We start from the raw sequence: 15,030 nt of genomic DNA, 5'->3' as shown, positions 1-15,030 counted from the left end.
ATTCAATTCGATTATTTGATGCCGAGTGCATCTTTAACAAGTTTTGCTTGCTGCTCATTATGGATAGAAGCATAACCAACAGCTGGTGCTGCCGACGCCTCTCTTCCTGCATACTCAACTGACACATCAGCTGGAACTGCTTCGTCCAAATTATGACGTGAACAATACCAAGCACCTTGATTTTGTGGCTCTTCTTGACACCAGACAAATTCTTTCGCTTTCTTATACTGAGCAAGAATCTCTTTTACCTCATCATGAGGGAAAGGATAGAGTTGTTCAATACGGATAATGGCCACATTATCCAACTCTTCGGCACGACGTTTTTCCAGCAAGTCATAATAAACTTTTCCAGAACACATCACGATACGAGTCACTTTCTTTTTATCCAAACTATCAATTTCATCAATAGCATTTTGGAATTGGCCTTTGGTCAACTCATCGATCGTTGATACTGCCAACTTATGACGTAACAAACTCTTTGGCGTCATCACAATCAGTGGCTTACGTAATGGTCGAATCATTTGACGACGGATCATGTGAAATGCCTGAGCAGGTGTCGATGGCACCACAACCTGAATATTATGTTCTGCAGAGAGTTGTAAGAAACGCTCTAATCTTGCAGAACTATGCTCAGGACCTTGACCCTCATAGCCGTGCGGTAAGAACAAACTTAAGCCCGATAAGCGGCCCCATTTTTGTTCTCCAGAACTAATAAACTGGTCGATAACCACTTGTGCACCGTTGGCAAAGTCACCAAACTGAGCTTCCCAGATGACCATTGAATTTGGTTCATTAGTTGAGTAACCATATTCAAAGGCTAACACCGCTTCTTCAGAAAGAACGGAATCAATCACCATGAATTGTGGCTGATCGTCTTTAATATTCTGAAGTGGGATATAAACATCAGCATCGTCTTGATCATGCAACACCGCATGGCGATGGAAGAAAGTGCCACGACCAGTATCCTGACCACATAAGCGAACTTCGAAATCCTGATCAAGCAATGAAGCATAAGCCATGGTTTCGGCAAAGCCCCAATCCATGCTGATTTCTCCTGCAGCCATTTTCTTACGTTCGCCCATTAGCTTTTTAACGCGTGACTGTAGTGGAAGATCGCTTGGGTAATGACAAATTTTCTCAGCTAGCTCTTTGAACTTAGACTTAGGCAACTTAGTATCTGCTGGAGATTGCCAAGTTTGTTCTAAGAATGGAGACCAATCGACGTTGAACTCGCGTTCTCTATCTTCAATGCGATTGAGCACTACACTCTTACCAGCATCAAGTAGATCACGGTATTCGTCCAACATCTTTTTAGCATCGTCTGTCGATACAACTTTATTATCGACCAGTCGGTCTTCATAAATTTTGCGCGGCGTAGGATGCTTTTTAATTTTTTGATACATCAAAGGCTGTGTTGCGTTAGGCTCATCAGCTTCATTATGGCCATGGCGGCGATAACACACCAAATCAATCACAACATCTTTCTTAAACTTCTTGCGGAACTCTAAAGCTAGGCGCGACACATACAATACCGCTTCTGGGTCATCGCCATTAACGTGGAAAACTGGCGCTTCGATCATTTTGGCAACGTCTGTGCAGTACGCAGTAGATCGAGTGTCATGCAGCTTGGACGTAGTAAAGCCAACCTGATTGTTAATCACTACATGTATTGAGCCACCGATATAGAAACCGCGGGCTTGCGACATGTTGAAGGTTTCCATGACAACACCCTGTCCGGTTATCGCAGAGTCACCATGGATGAGCACTGGAATAACTTGATCGCAATCTTTATCCTTGCGGCGTTCCTGACGAGCTCGAACAGAGCCAAGCACTACAGGACTAACGATTTCAAGGTGTGAAGGGTTAAATGCCAACGCTAAATGAACAGGACCACCTTCTGTTTCAACATCATTGGAATAACCCATATGATATTTCACATCTCCAGAAGAACCGTTTTTAACGACCGCATTTTTGCCTTCGAACTCATCAAACAATACTTGCGGGTTCTTGCCGAGAACATTAACCAACAAATTCAAACGACCGCGGTGCGCCATACCGATGACAATTTCTTTAGCGCCCACAATGCCCGCTTGATTAACCAGGTCACGCATCATTGGCACTAAACTATCGCCACCTTCTAGTGAAAAGCGTTTTGCCCCCGGAAATTTAGAGCCCAAATATTTCTCAAGCCCTTCTGCTGCAGTCAAGCCTTCTAAAATCTTCTTGCGGGTTTCTTCGCGGAAGCTGTGCGAAGAATTGGCTTCCTCAAGCTTTTCCTGAATCCAGCGGCGTTCAGTCAGATCATTAATATGTAAGAACTCAGCACCAATAGAGTTGGAATAAGTATCTTTTAATCTCTGAAGAATCTCTTTAAGGCTTTGTTGGTCAGGACCGGCCAAATTGCCAACATGGAATTTTGTATCCAGATCAGCCTCAGACAGCTCGAAGCTCTCAAGGCTTAAATTAGTAGGATAAGGATGTTTCCACAGACCAAGTGGATCAATATTAGCGTGGTGATGACCACGAGCACGATAAGATTCAATCAGGTGCAATACTTTGACCTGTTTTGGGTCTGCAACTGAAGAACCACCACCCTGAGTGAAGGCAATCTTCTGACGATTTAAGCCAATTTGACGAAAATGCTCACGAATATGGCTGTGAGGTACATCTTTCGTATCGCTGTTTTTTGCAAACTCATCAAATTTTTGTCGCCAGTCGGAGTCGACAGACTGAGGATCTTCTAAGTATTGCTCGTATAGTTCTTCCAGATAGCTTGCGCTGCTACCTGATAGGTAGGCGTTCTCAAACATCGCCTCTAACCCATTTTTCATGTACGTAACACCACTCTTGGTATTTATAAGTCGCTATGATAACTAAAAATCAGGGGTCTTAACACAGTATTAGCTCTTTAATTGCTAAAAGTACTGGCTAAAAAAGCCTGATTAACTCATTGTTTTTATGATCTAGTGGCAAATCAAGTTCTGCACTAAATCGGACAATCTCTTAAGGCGATAATCACTATGTATCAAAAAGTAGCCTGTTTATCGCAAAAAAAGACGAAAAGAACAGAGGTAAACTCCAGTCTTTTCGTCTTCAAACCTTCTTAAGAATCAGTCGAACTAGACTCCGCTTTTCAGAAGCATAGAACGTATATGGCCAATGGCACGAGTCGGGTTCAAACCTTTCGGGCACACGTCAACACAGTTCATAATGCCACGACAACGGAATACGCTGTATGCGTCATCCAGATCTGCCAGGCGTTCTTCAGTTTGTGTATCGCGGCTATCGATCAAGAAGCGATAAGCTTGCAACAAACCTGCTGGCCCAACAAACTTGTCGGGGTTCCACCAGAATGATGGGCAGGAAGTCGAACAACAGGCACACAGGATACACTCGTAAAGACCATCCAGCTTTGCACGATCTTCAGGTGATTGCAGACGCTCTTTTGCTGGTGGCTCATCATTAGCAATCAAGAAAGGTTTAATTTTCTCGTACTGCTTGTAGAACTGAGCCATATCAACCACCAGGTCACGAACAACTGGCAGGCCCGGTAATGGACGAACAACAATGGGGGTTTTCAGGCTTGATAATGAAGTAATACAAGCCAGGCCATTTTTACCATTAATGTTCATACCGTCTGAACCACAAACACCTTCACGGCAAGAGCGGCGGAAAGACAAAGTTGGATCCTGATCTTTTAACGCAACCAATGCATCCAACAACATCATGTCTGAGCCTTCAGGAACATCTAAGTCATATTCCTGCATGTAAGGCTTTTTATCCGTTTCTGGGTTGTAGCGATAAATACTAAATTTCATTTGCTTCACTCCGTATTCTGTTGCTACAGATTAATATGTACGGGCTTTCGGAGGGAAAGCTTCGATTTTGGTTGGGCTCATATTCACATCGCGTTTACCCATTTCTTCAGTAGCTGGGTAATAGACAGAGTGAACTAACCAGTTTTCATCATCACGATCTGGGAAGTCTTCACGACTATGAGCACCACGACTTTCAGTACGGAACTCAGCAGCCTTAGCGGTTGCATAAGCAACTTCCATCAAGTTCTCAAGCTCCAGACACTCAACACGCTCTGTGTTGAAAGCCTGTGACTTATCTTTCAGGCGAGCATTTTTCATGCGCTCACGAAGCTGCTTAACTTTGTCCAGACCTTCTTTCATCAAGTCGCCAGTTCGGAATACACCGAAATGGTTTTGCATGGTGTTCTGTAGCTCGCGACGAAGCTCAACCGGATCTTCACCTTCGTTAGAATCATTCCAACGGGTGTAACGGTTAAGGGAACGCTCTGCATCAGAATCATTAAAGTCAGAAAACTGCAGTCCTTCACGCAATGATTCTTCAAGGTGTAAACCAGCAGCACGACCAAATACCACCAGGTCAAGCAACGAGTTACCGCCCAGACGGTTAGCACCGTGTACCGATACACACGCCACTTCACCTACTGCGTAGAAACCTTTAACGATTTTTTCGTCGCCGGCAGGCGTGCGGTCAATGACCTGGCCATATTTATTGGTTGGAATACCACCCATCATGTAGTGACAGGTTGGAACCACAGGAATCGGATCTTTTGCTGGATCAACGTGAGCAAAGATTTTAGCTAGCTCACTGATACCCGGTAAGCGAGAGTTAAGAACGTCTTCGCCCAGATGATCAAGCTTCAGGAATACATGGTCGCCATTAGCTCCAGCGCCACGTCCTGCCAGAATTTCCTTCATCATTGAGCGAGCAACAACGTCACGCGACGCCAAATCTTTTGCATTTGGCGCATAACGCTCCATGAAACGCTCGCCATCTTTATTAATAAGGTAACCACCTTCACCACGGCAACCTTCAGTGACCAGAACACCTGCGCCGGCAATGCCGGTTGGGTGGAACTGCCACATTTCAATATCTTGTACTGGCAAGCCAGCACGCAATGCCATACCAACACCATCACCAGTGTTGATCAATGCATTGGTAGTTGATGCATAGATACGGCCAGAACCACCTGTTGCGAAAACTGTAGCTCGCGACTTAAACAAAGCGATTTCACCGGTTTCGATGCACATTGCTGTAACACCGCACACATCACCTTCTTCATTACGCACCAAGTCCATCGCATACCACTCGTTAAAGAACTGAGTGTTAGCTTTTAAGTTGGCTTGATATAAGGTGTGTAGTAAGGCGTGACCAGTACGGTCAGCAGCAGCAGCGGTACGAGCGGCCTGCTCGCCACCAAATTCTTTGGATTGGCCACCAAAAGGACGCTGGTAAATTTTACCGTTATCCAAACGTGAGAAAGGTAAGCCCATGTGCTCAAGTTCGTAAACAGCCGCTGGGCCATTTTCACACATATACTCGATAGCGTCCTGGTCACCAATATAATCCGAACCTTTCACGGTATCGAACATGTGCCAGCGCCAGTCGTCAGGGTGCGAGTTGCCTAATGCAACGGTAATACCACCTTGAGCAGAAACTGTGTGCGAACGAGTTGGGAATACTTTTGAAATCAATGCGACTTTCTGGCCACTTTGCGCCAGTTGCAGCGATGCACGCATACCAGCGCCACCGCCACCAACGATTACCGCATCAAAGGTATAAGTTGGAATCGAGGAGATTGGGTTAGACATGCTTTATAGGCTCCACAAAATCTGAATGCCCCACACTAACAGCGCAAGACAGATGAGAATTACTAATACTTGGAAGATGAAACGAATCGCCAATTTAGGCATATAGTCTGTAGACACGATCCACAAACCGATCCAAGCATGTCCGATAACTGACAAAAGCGCCAGTAGAGAGAATACTTTCATAAAGGTTGATGCAAACAACTCTTGCCATACTGGGAAAGTCAGCTCAGGAGTTGTGCACAAGAAATAACCCAGGTAGATCACATAGGCCAGCATAACGAGTGCTGATACACGCTGGATAATCCAGTCGTGTAAGCCTGAGCGACCTAGACTTGTAGAAGCTGTTACTACGCCCATACCCATACTCCTAATGCTACTGCTGCGATAGCAGATAGAATGATAACCAACCAGGCGCCACGGCGGCCGCCTTCTAAGGACTCACCGATGCCCATATCCATTAACAGATGACGGACACCTGCAATAACGTGATAAGCAACAGCAGTTGTTATAGCCCATAGGATAAATTGCCAAAGGAATGACTCTGCAAACATGGTTTGCAATTCACTAAAGCCGGCTGGAGTTAAGGATTTTTGTAGCATCCATAAAAGGATAGGTACAGCGAAGAATAATATAACGCCTGTAATACGGTGCAAGATTGAGGAAATTGCAGGTACAGGGAATCTTATCGTAGCAAGATTCAGGTTTGTTGGTCTCTTTTGATTCACGACGTATCTTATCTATTTTTGCCCAGGTCGCCAGGGCGTGAGAGTCTCTGTGTCCCGTCTTGCTTCATTGCGTGAAATGCGACCGAAAAGTACGCTGCAGACAGGAACCCCGTAGTGATACAAAGTTTCGGAGGCAAATTATATAAGTGCTTGTCGGTGATTACAATTAATTAACCCAATAGATTTTCTTTATATGCCAAAATCTTATTGATCATCATCAAGTGTCACAAAAATATCTCATGTAAAATGTGACAAAATTTTGTAGAATGCACCACCTGATTGAGATTAGACTCGATTAATTGAGTAAAAAGTAAGCAATTTATAGTCCAAAGGAGACTTTATGTCGCAACAAACAGCTAAACTTAGCTTACCCAATGGCGAAGAATTGGATTTGACCGTACTTTCCCCTACTTTGGGTAAAGACGTTATCGACGTACGAGCGTTAGGCAAAGCTGGCTACTTCACTTATGACCCTGGTTATGTATCAACAGGCGCCTGTGAATCTAAAATCACCTTTATTGATGGTGAAAAAGGTCAGTTACTGTACCGTGGCTACCCTATTGAGCAGCTAGCCGAGCAGTCGAATTTTGAAGAAGTTGCTTACCTGCTATTAAATGGCGAACTGCCAAGCAAAGAAGAATACGAAAATTTCGTTGCTAAAATTAATAATCATACGATGGTTCATCAACAGATGATGAACTTCTTCAACGGTTTCCGTCGTGACGCCCATCCTATGGCGATCATGGTATCTGTAGTCGGCGCACTTTCAGCCTTCTATCACGATTCACTGGACATCAACAACCCTCAGCACCGTGATATCAGTGCCTTACGCTTAATTGCTAAAGTACCGACTATCGCTGCTATGTGCTACCGCTATACCGTTGGCCATCCTTTTGTTTATCCTGATAATGATATGAGCCTGGCAGAGAACTTCTTGAATATGATGTTCAGCATGCCAACCAACGACTGGAAACCTGATCCAGTATTGGTTAAAGCAATGGATCGTATCTTTATCCTACATGCTGACCATGAACAGAATGCTTCAACGTCAACGGTTCGTTTGGCTGGCTCTTCAGGCGCTAACCCATTTGCAGCCATTGCTTCAGGTATTGCCTGTTTGTGGGGCCCTGCGCACGGTGGCGCTAACGAAGCCTGCTTGAACATGCTACGTGAGATTGGCGATGTTAGCCGTATCCCTGAGTTTATTGAACGCGCTAAAGACAAAAATGATCCATTCCGTTTGATGGGCTTTGGTCACCGTGTTTATAAAAACTTCGACCCACGCGCTAAAGTTATGCGTGAAAGTGCGCACGAAGTTTTGGATTTATTGGGCAAGCATGATGACCCAATCTTCAAGATAGCACTTGAGCTAGAAAAAATTGCGCTTGAAGATCCTTACTTCATCGAGAAGAAACTCTACCCGAATGTAGACTTCTACTCAGGCGTTATTCTTGATGCCATGGGAATTCCAACCAATATGTTCACGGTCATTTTCGCCTTGGCTCGTACTGTGGGCTGGGTATCTCAGTGGCACGAAATGATTGGTGAAGATGATCGTCGTATTGGTCGTCCTCGTCAGTTGTACACGGGCGCAACCGAGCGTGAATATACTGATCTTAATAAGCGCTAATCGCCCTACTTTGAAAAATTATTGCTGACAATATTTTTTTCAAAGGTCTATAATTTAAAGGAGCACTTGAAGTGCTCCTTTTTATTTATCCGAATATTTTCCAAGTACTAAATTCAACGTGCTAAAAATAACGATAAACAATTTCTAAACAGTCTATAAAATATAAGTGGTGGACCATGCAAAAGAACACTAAACCTTGTTACTATCCTGAATATCTTCAGCTTAATAAGCTGTTAGATGCTCAGCATCCTGAAAGTACAAAGTATGGCGCTGAAGCCCATGATGAAACGCTCTTTATCATTGTGCATCAGGCTTACGAACTGTGGTTCAAACAGGTTCTGCATGAGATTCACTCTATTCTCCCTGTACTCTCTCAAAGTCATGTCGACGAAAGCAACATCAGCACCGTCAACTTACGTCTTGAGCGTATCCACCGAATTCAAGATGTACTGGTCGATCAAATCGATATCCTGGAAACCATGACACCGCTCGACTTTCTGGATTTTCGCGACTATTTGATTCCAGCATCAGGCTTTCAGAGTATTCAATTTAAAGAGATTGAGATTCTGTTAGGCCTTAAATCAGAATACCGTATTAATTTCGATAAAAAATCCTTCTATAGCCGCCTTAATGAAAAAGATCGCAACTACCTGATGGACCTGGAAGAAAAACCTTCATTATTTGATGCGGTTGAAAAATGGCTGGAACGCATGCCTTTTCTAGAATTTGGTGACTTTAAGTTCTGGAATATTTTCAAAGACGCCGTAGAAACCATGCTCAGTCATGATGAAAAAGTGCTTAAAGAAGCGGATTATCTCAGCGACGCGGAAAAAACCTTCCAGCTAAACGATCTGGAAAATACCCACGCCACTTTTGATGCATTATTCGATAAAGAAAAATACGACGATCTGAAAACCCAAGGCCGTTTCCGCATGAGTCAGGAAGCAACGCTCAGCGCGCTGTTTATCAATTTATATCGTGAACAGCCAATGTTGAATGGCCCCTTCAGATTATTGCAGAGCCTTGTGGAAATTGACGAGAAATTTACTACCTGGCGTTATCGCCATACTACCATGGTGCTGCGCATGATTGGCTCCAAGATTGGTACTGGCGGTTCAGCTGGCCACGACTACTTACGTCAAACCACCCAAAACAATCGCTTCTTCCGTGATTTATTTAACCTGACCACATTCCTGATTCCTCGCTCGGCACTCCCTAAATTGCCGGACGAAGTGATTAAGGCCATGAATTTTTAAGGCTAAAAGATGAAAAGGCTACTAGGATTAATTGGTATTGTGTTGGCTATAGCCTCTGGCTCAGCGAAGTCTATAGAAAGTAGCGATATTCATTTCCCTGACCATTATAAGTTTCGTTTGATTATTGCTCCTAGCTTCGAAACTGTGACGGTTTACCGACTCAATGATGAGTTTCATGATGACTATAATTTACTAAAATACCAATACCCCAATATTCAAGAGCTATACAAGGAAGTCCCAAAGGAGATATATGTGGGCAAACATCCCGTTTCAGATATGGACTATAAGTGTTTATTAAATAAAGTGGATGAAATTCTCAATGAAATTGATCTAAGCTCCAATGATGAAATCCGTCCAGATGGCTACAGCTGGGTATTTGAGTCTAGCTTAAAGTTTGGGGTGAAGTTGTCTATAAGTAGTCCCCGTATTAAAGCCAAAGACAGAGGGTTAACTCATTTAATTGAATTGAAAGAAATGATGGATCAAACGTTTTCAACAGGCTCTCTCAACTGCAGTATACAGCCAGCAGTTGAAGCATAGAATTTTACTTTTATTTTGCGAACAACTGGCTTAAATCATTAAAAGCCTTGAATTCCAGCGCATTGCCCGATGGATCATAAAAGAACATGGTCGCTTGCTCGCCGGGTTGACCTTTAAAACGAATATAAGGCTCGATGGCAAACTGGGTGCCCTGTTCTTTGAGTCGATCAGCCAAACTCTGCCAGGCCGCCATATCCAGCACTACGCCAAAATGTGGTACAGGAACGGCATGACCATCAACCTGATTATTGGTTTTATCATGATCAGCACTCATAGCTTCATCAAGATGCACCACTAACTGATGGCCATAACAATCATAATCAATCCAATGATCGCTGGAGCGACCTTCGGCAAAGCCTAAAACCTGACCATAAAAGTGGCGTGCTTGATCAAGGTTATGGACTGGAATAGCTAAGTGGAAAGGACGAATACTCATTCTGGGCCTGCTATTAAAATTGTGTTTGCTTAATGAAGGTATTCAAAAGCAGGGTCAAACCATCCGCATCCTGCTGGTCAAACCGATTAGTGTTTGGGCTATCAATATCCAGCACCCCTTTTAAATCGCCATCAACCACAACTGGAATCACTACTTCGCTTTGCGAGGCGGCATCACAGGCAATATGACCCTCAAATTGATGCACGTCTTCTACTAACTGAGTTTCCAGAGTAGCCGCCGCCGCGCCGCAGACACCACGTCCAAACGGAATATGCACACAGGCCACTTTGCCCTGATATGGGCCAAGAATCAGGCTTTCTGACTTTTCTGGATTGACCAGATAAAACCCTGACCAGTTCAAATCAGGCAGCATCTGAAAGATAAAAGCTGACATTTGTGCCATATTGGTAATCCAGTTACTATCCTCTGCCAATAAAGCATCAAGCTGTAATGCTAGCTGGCGATAGTATTCTGGCTTGTCGTTCTGATACTCTTGGATTTGTGATTCGTCTAGTTGAAACATGGTATTTTCAGCAAATTTACAATAGCGGCAAGATAGCTGACAGCCCCAATAATTACAAGCCTTAGATGGTAACTGAATATGACTCTATCTGGTGCTTATGTATTAAGATTATCACTAGCCAATGAGAGCTTCTCACGGTAACATACTGCGTTTGTTTTTTCGTGAGTTTTGCAGGAGAGATCGTATCCATGTCAAGCAAAGGCCAAAGAAGTCCTACCGCCTCGCCATGCATTGGCGTCTGTAGCACCGTTTTGGGCGATGAAGTGTGTCGTGGTTGCGGACGTACTTTTGACGAAGTTCTTAACTGGCATACTTTTACTGATGACCAGAAAAAAGCAGTCAACCTTCGCCTGAAACTCGAAGGAAAACAAAAGTTTTAAATTGAAATTAATATAAATTCTCACGTCTATTTTGGAAGGTAAATCGGAGCCTTAATATCATGTTAGTATCTATTGTCGACGCCCTAGCGGGCAAACCCGCCGCCGGTGAGCAAGTCACCGTCCAAGGCTGGGTACGTACTCGTCGTGATTCAAAAGCCGGACTATCGTTCGTTAATATTCACGATGGTAGCTGCTTTAATCCCATTCAGGCAGTAGTCGATAATAATGTGGCTAATTATGAGTCTGAAGTGGTTAAACTTACCGCCGGTTGCTCAGTACGCGTTACCGGTAAATTGGTTGAGTCTCAGGGTAAAGGTCAGTCCTTTGAAATTCAGGCCACTGAAGTTGAAGTATTAGGCTGGGTTGATGATCCTGACACCTACCCTATTCAGCCAAAGCCTCATTCGGTTGAATTCTTACGTGACAATGCTCATTTGCGTCCACGCACTAACTTAATCGGTGCAGTTACTCGTGTTCGTAACTGCCTGGCGCAAGCGGTTCACCGCTTCATGCATGAGCAAGGTTTTTACTGGATCCACACGCCAATTATTACTGCATCGGATGCCGAAGGTGCCGGAGAAATGTTTCGCGTCAGCACGCTGGACATGACTAACCTACCAAAGAATGACAAAGGCGATATCGACTACAGTCAGGACTTTTTCGGCAAAGAATCTTTTCTAACGGTTTCAGGTCAACTTAACGTTGAAAGTTACTGTATGGCCATGTCTAAGGTTTATACCTTTGGCCCTACTTTCCGCGCTGAAAACTCCAACACCAGCCGTCACTTAGCTGAGTTCTGGATGGTCGAGCCTGAAATTGCTTTCGCCAATTTATCGGATAACGCCGATTTAGCCGAAGCGATGATGAAATACATCTTCAAAGCGGTTCTAGACGAATGTGCTGATGATATGGCCTTCTTCCAGCAGCGCGTCGACAAAGACTGCATCAACCGTCTTGAAAACGTCATTAATAATAACTTCGAGCGCATGAGCTACACCGAGGTAATCGAAGTACTGAAAAATGCAGACAAGAAGTTCGACTACCCTGTCGAATGGGGAATCGACCTGCAATCAGAGCATGAGCGCTACATTGCAGAAGAGTATGTTGGTCGCCCAACCGTAGTCATGAACTATCCAAAAGACATTAAAGCCTTCTACATGCGCTTGAACAATGACGGCAAAACTGTCGCCGCAATGGACGTTTTAGCTCCAGGTATTGGCGAAATCATCGGTGGTGCGCAGCGTGAAGAACGCCTGGACGTGCTCGATAAGCGAATTGAAGAAATGGGTTTACCCGCGGAAGATTATTGGTGGTATCGCGACTTGCGTCGTTATGGCACAGTGCCGCACGCTGGCTTTGGTTTAGGCTTTGACCGTTGCGTGTCTTATGTGACAGGCGTGCAAAACATCCGTGATGTGATTCCATTCCCTCGTGTACCGAACAACGTTAAGTTCTAATAACTGTTGTTCAAGCATTGAAATGAAAAAGGCCACAAACGTGGCCTTTTTTGTAGCATTGAGCTAGTATGAAGTCAGTACACACAGTCAACGGATACAGTGATGTCAAAAAAGAATTACACCAGTGAAATCACAGACTTTTTGCAAGAGCTTGATGAGACCATTAAGCCTGACTCACCTTCTCGTCGAGCGGAAAAAGCAAAGTATGATGAGATAAATGAAAAGCGTGATAATCCAGGCTATAAAGATAAAAAATCAAAACTGTGGGAAGAATTTTAACCCTTCCCCTTTCCACTCTCTCGCTTTCTATATAAAAGTTAAGTCAAGTTAAGCCCAACTGACGAAGTCATCGACTTCAGGAATTGGCTTCGCCTTAAGCTCCATGTCAGGTGTACCTATATAGATAAAGCCCACAATCGTATCATTGTGATCCAAGCCTAATAATGGTTTGAGATGCTCATTAAAAGCCAAAGGTCCTGTTCGCCAATAAGCACCATAGCCCAGGCTATCAAGCCCCAATATTAAATTTTGTACACCCGCCCCGGTAGACAGCACTTCCTCAATGTGCGGCACCTTTTCATGGCCACGCGCTTTTGCCACAGCGACCACCACCATCGGCGCTCTATGCGGCAATGACATGGTTTTTTCCTGCTTTTCGATGTCAGTGTTGGGATCTTCGGAAACACAAGCCAAGCGGTACTTTTCCCCTAGCTCGTTCAACGCCTTTTCACCTTCAAACACAATATACTGCCACGGCATCAGGCGCTTGTGATCAGGAGCCCTTAAAGCAGCCTTAAAAACCTGGTTCATTTCTTCTTTTGATGGAGCCGGTGCTTTTAAACGACCACAAGAAACTCTGTTAATTAAAGTGTCTAACATGTTGTTTTTCTCATAGATGGCATACCTAAAACTGATAGCGACTATAGCATAAATTGATTGCTCTAAAATGAATAAGATTTTGCAGTTTTATGACTTCATACAAATACTAAGTTGTCAGCCCGAGTTGTAAAAGCTCATATTTATGAAGCTATACAAAGACAGTTCTAACTTAGTTTAGCGGCATTTATCATTTGATTTTCAATCAATTGTTCCGTATTTTAAATCCTGAATACTAGAACAAGACACAACAAATGGGGATATTAACATGAAAAATATAGGTTCATTCATTGCTTTATTGGGAATTGCATCCATCGCTCTATTCTTCTTCGATTACGAGCTAAAACTACTTGGTTGGATTAACAACTGGGGTGAGAACATCGCTTGGGCAATTCGTGGTGGCTTAGTTGTAATTGGTGCATTATTATTCTTTATGGCGCCTTCGGAGAAAGATTCAGAAGAAACCGCTTAAGCAAGCAGTAACTCTTCTAAAAGCCCGGCTATGTGTCGGGCTTTTTTCTGTATATGGCACTGACCCACAGGGGTGTGAGGAATGCAGCAACAATGCCGGGAGCAATTTATCGACCTGTGCTTCCTCCTTCGGGCCAGCGTCGCCCTGCTCCGCTGTTAAAATTTGTTCCAGACAAATTTTTCGAACCCTGGCAGGGCTTCTCCATCCCCAAACGAAATACAGATATAAAGAAACCAGCTGCGGGTGCTAAGGTTAATATAGTGTCATGGCTATCGGGGAGGCCGAAAATTGCTCCTGCATTTTCGGCACTTTCGCCTTCCTGGCGATCGTCGAACGAGTTCTCCTTCTCTTTCGATATGATATAAAAAAACCCAGCCACAAGGGCTGGGTTTTATTTATATGGAACTGACCCACAGGGATGTGGGGAATGCAGCAACAATGCCGGGAGCATTTGCTGCCCGTAGGGGAGGCCGAAAACTGCTCCTGCGTTTTCGGCACTTCAACCATCCCTGGTTGTCGTCGAAGTGTTTAAGGGCTCCGCTATAAAATACAGATACAAAAAAGCCCAGCATATAGCTGGGCTTTTTCTGTATATGGCATCCCGTAGGGGAGTCGAACCCCTGTTACCGCCGTGAAAGGGCGGTGTCCTAGGCCTCTAGACGAACGGGACACAATGTTTGAAACTGTTCTCTCAAACGCGGGCGCAATAATAATGCCCCTACCCCCGTTTGTCAAAATTTTTATGGCTATTTTTATGTTTTTTACTGTTTTAAATCGAAAGTGGCGATAAATCAGTCAGATAGGCTAATAAAGGTACAGCTGGTGCAAGTTCACATTAAGCAGAAGAGATTAACCACTGTCTTCTTATTCACTGAGAATAGCAAGGGAAAAGCCAATACAGTTGCACCGCCCTAACCAATAATATTATTCAGAGTCAGTATCTGCTCTTAGGCCTTTCAGAAACACTCTAGGCTACACCGTGGAAAAAGCTCAGAGACAATGTTGCCTAAATCAATATAGTGCCATTGCTATCGAGGAGGCCGAAAATTGCTCCTGCATTTTCGGCACTTCAACCATCCTTGGTTGTCGTCGAACTGGTTCTCCTACA

General features: G+C 44.1%; 15 protein-coding genes and 1 tRNA gene. 7 read left to right on the top strand and 9 right to left on the bottom strand.

Going from position 1 to position 15,030, the window contains the following annotated elements:
* Window positions 1–11: 11 nt before the first annotated feature.
* From ACN0VI_RS07055 to sdhC, 5 genes are all read right to left on the bottom strand, one after another.
* Window positions 12–2,831, bottom strand: coding sequence for a 2-oxoglutarate dehydrogenase E1 component (locus ACN0VI_RS07055; protein WP_331890530.1), 2,820 nt, complete (start codon window positions 2,829–2,831; stop codon window positions 12–14).
* 288 nt (window positions 2,832–3,119) lie between these two features.
* A complete protein-coding gene (locus tag ACN0VI_RS07050) occupies window positions 3,120–3,818 on the bottom strand; it encodes a succinate dehydrogenase iron-sulfur subunit (protein WP_331890532.1) in 699 nt (232 codons plus the stop codon).
* Window positions 3,819–3,848: 30 nt separating this feature from the next.
* Window positions 3,849–5,627, bottom strand: coding sequence for a succinate dehydrogenase flavoprotein subunit (gene sdhA / locus ACN0VI_RS07045; protein ID WP_331891342.1), 1,779 nt, complete (start codon window positions 5,625–5,627; stop codon window positions 3,849–3,851).
* A gap of 3 nt (window positions 5,628–5,630) precedes the next feature.
* A complete protein-coding gene (gene sdhD / locus ACN0VI_RS07040) occupies window positions 5,631–5,984 on the bottom strand; it encodes a succinate dehydrogenase, hydrophobic membrane anchor protein (protein ID WP_331891343.1) in 354 nt (117 codons plus the stop codon).
* A complete protein-coding gene (gene sdhC, locus ACN0VI_RS07035) occupies window positions 5,975–6,352 on the bottom strand; it encodes a succinate dehydrogenase, cytochrome b556 subunit (protein WP_417446247.1) in 378 nt (125 codons plus the stop codon). The genes sdhD and sdhC overlap by 10 nt, the downstream gene beginning before the upstream one ends.
* A 340-nt stretch (window positions 6,353–6,692) precedes the next feature.
* Here sdhC and gltA point away from each other — a divergent pair, with 340 nt between their 5' ends.
* From gltA to ACN0VI_RS07020, 3 genes are all read left to right on the top strand, one after another.
* Window positions 6,693–7,982: a citrate synthase gene (gene gltA / locus ACN0VI_RS07030; RefSeq protein WP_331891344.1), complete on the top strand. Its 1,290-nt coding sequence runs from the start codon at window positions 6,693–6,695 to the stop codon at window positions 7,980–7,982.
* Window positions 7,983–8,158: 176 nt separating this feature from the next.
* Window positions 8,159–9,238, top strand: coding sequence for a tryptophan 2,3-dioxygenase family protein (locus tag ACN0VI_RS07025; RefSeq protein ID WP_417446246.1), 1,080 nt, complete (start codon window positions 8,159–8,161; stop codon window positions 9,236–9,238).
* Window positions 9,239–9,247: 9 nt separating this feature from the next.
* Window positions 9,248–9,778 carry a hypothetical protein gene (locus ACN0VI_RS07020; protein WP_331891346.1) on the top strand — a complete coding sequence of 177 codons (531 nt, stop codon included), beginning with the start codon at window positions 9,248–9,250 and terminating at the stop codon, window positions 9,776–9,778.
* A gap of 10 nt (window positions 9,779–9,788) precedes the next feature.
* Here the strand turns inward: ACN0VI_RS07020 and ACN0VI_RS07015 are convergent, their stop codons facing one another.
* Both ACN0VI_RS07015 and ACN0VI_RS07010 read right to left on the bottom strand, forming a co-directional pair.
* Entirely contained in the window at window positions 9,789–10,214 is a 426-nt protein-coding gene (locus ACN0VI_RS07015) for a VOC family protein (RefSeq protein WP_331891347.1), read from the bottom strand.
* Window positions 10,215–10,227: 13 nt separating this feature from the next.
* Entirely contained in the window at window positions 10,228–10,737 is a 510-nt protein-coding gene (locus ACN0VI_RS07010) for a GAF domain-containing protein (protein ID WP_417446245.1), read from the bottom strand.
* Window positions 10,738–10,925: 188 nt separating this feature from the next.
* On the opposite strand from ACN0VI_RS07010, the gene ACN0VI_RS07005 reads away from it, so the two are divergent.
* From ACN0VI_RS07005 to ACN0VI_RS06995, 3 genes are all read left to right on the top strand, one after another.
* Window positions 10,926–11,117: a DUF1289 domain-containing protein gene (locus ACN0VI_RS07005; RefSeq protein ID WP_026309294.1), complete on the top strand. Its 192-nt coding sequence runs from the start codon at window positions 10,926–10,928 to the stop codon at window positions 11,115–11,117.
* Window positions 11,118–11,176: 59 nt separating this feature from the next.
* Window positions 11,177–12,574, top strand: a complete 1,398-nt coding sequence (gene asnS / locus ACN0VI_RS07000) for an asparagine--tRNA ligase (RefSeq protein WP_417446244.1) — start codon at window positions 11,177–11,179, stop codon at window positions 12,572–12,574.
* 102 nt (window positions 12,575–12,676) lie between these two features.
* Complete coding sequence (locus tag ACN0VI_RS06995) at window positions 12,677–12,853, top strand: CBU_0585 family protein (protein ID WP_417446243.1); 177 nt, start codon at window positions 12,677–12,679, stop codon at window positions 12,851–12,853.
* A gap of 48 nt (window positions 12,854–12,901) precedes the next feature.
* On the opposite strand, the gene ACN0VI_RS06990 is transcribed toward ACN0VI_RS06995, so the two are convergent.
* The gene (locus tag ACN0VI_RS06990; RefSeq protein WP_417446242.1) at window positions 12,902–13,453 is read right to left on the bottom strand and encodes a nitroreductase; all 552 of its coding nucleotides are present in this window, start codon (window positions 13,451–13,453) and stop codon (window positions 12,902–12,904) included.
* A gap of 265 nt (window positions 13,454–13,718) precedes the next feature.
* Here ACN0VI_RS06990 and ACN0VI_RS06985 point away from each other — a divergent pair, with 265 nt between their 5' ends.
* Entirely contained in the window at window positions 13,719–13,922 is a 204-nt protein-coding gene (locus ACN0VI_RS06985) for a hypothetical protein (protein WP_331891352.1), read from the top strand.
* Window positions 13,923–14,516: 594 nt separating this feature from the next.
* Here ACN0VI_RS06985 and ACN0VI_RS06980 read toward each other — a convergent pair.
* Window positions 14,517–14,592: transfer RNA gene (locus tag ACN0VI_RS06980), tRNA-Glu, on the bottom strand.
* Window positions 14,593–15,030 lie beyond the last annotated feature (438 nt).

The sequence above is a fragment of the Kangiella sp. genome, from assembly GCF_048265365.1.
Taxonomy (GTDB): Bacteria; Pseudomonadota; Gammaproteobacteria; order Enterobacterales; family Kangiellaceae; genus Kangiella.
Note: the sequence above shows the minus strand (reverse complement) of the source record. Positions and strands in the feature narration are given on the sequence as shown.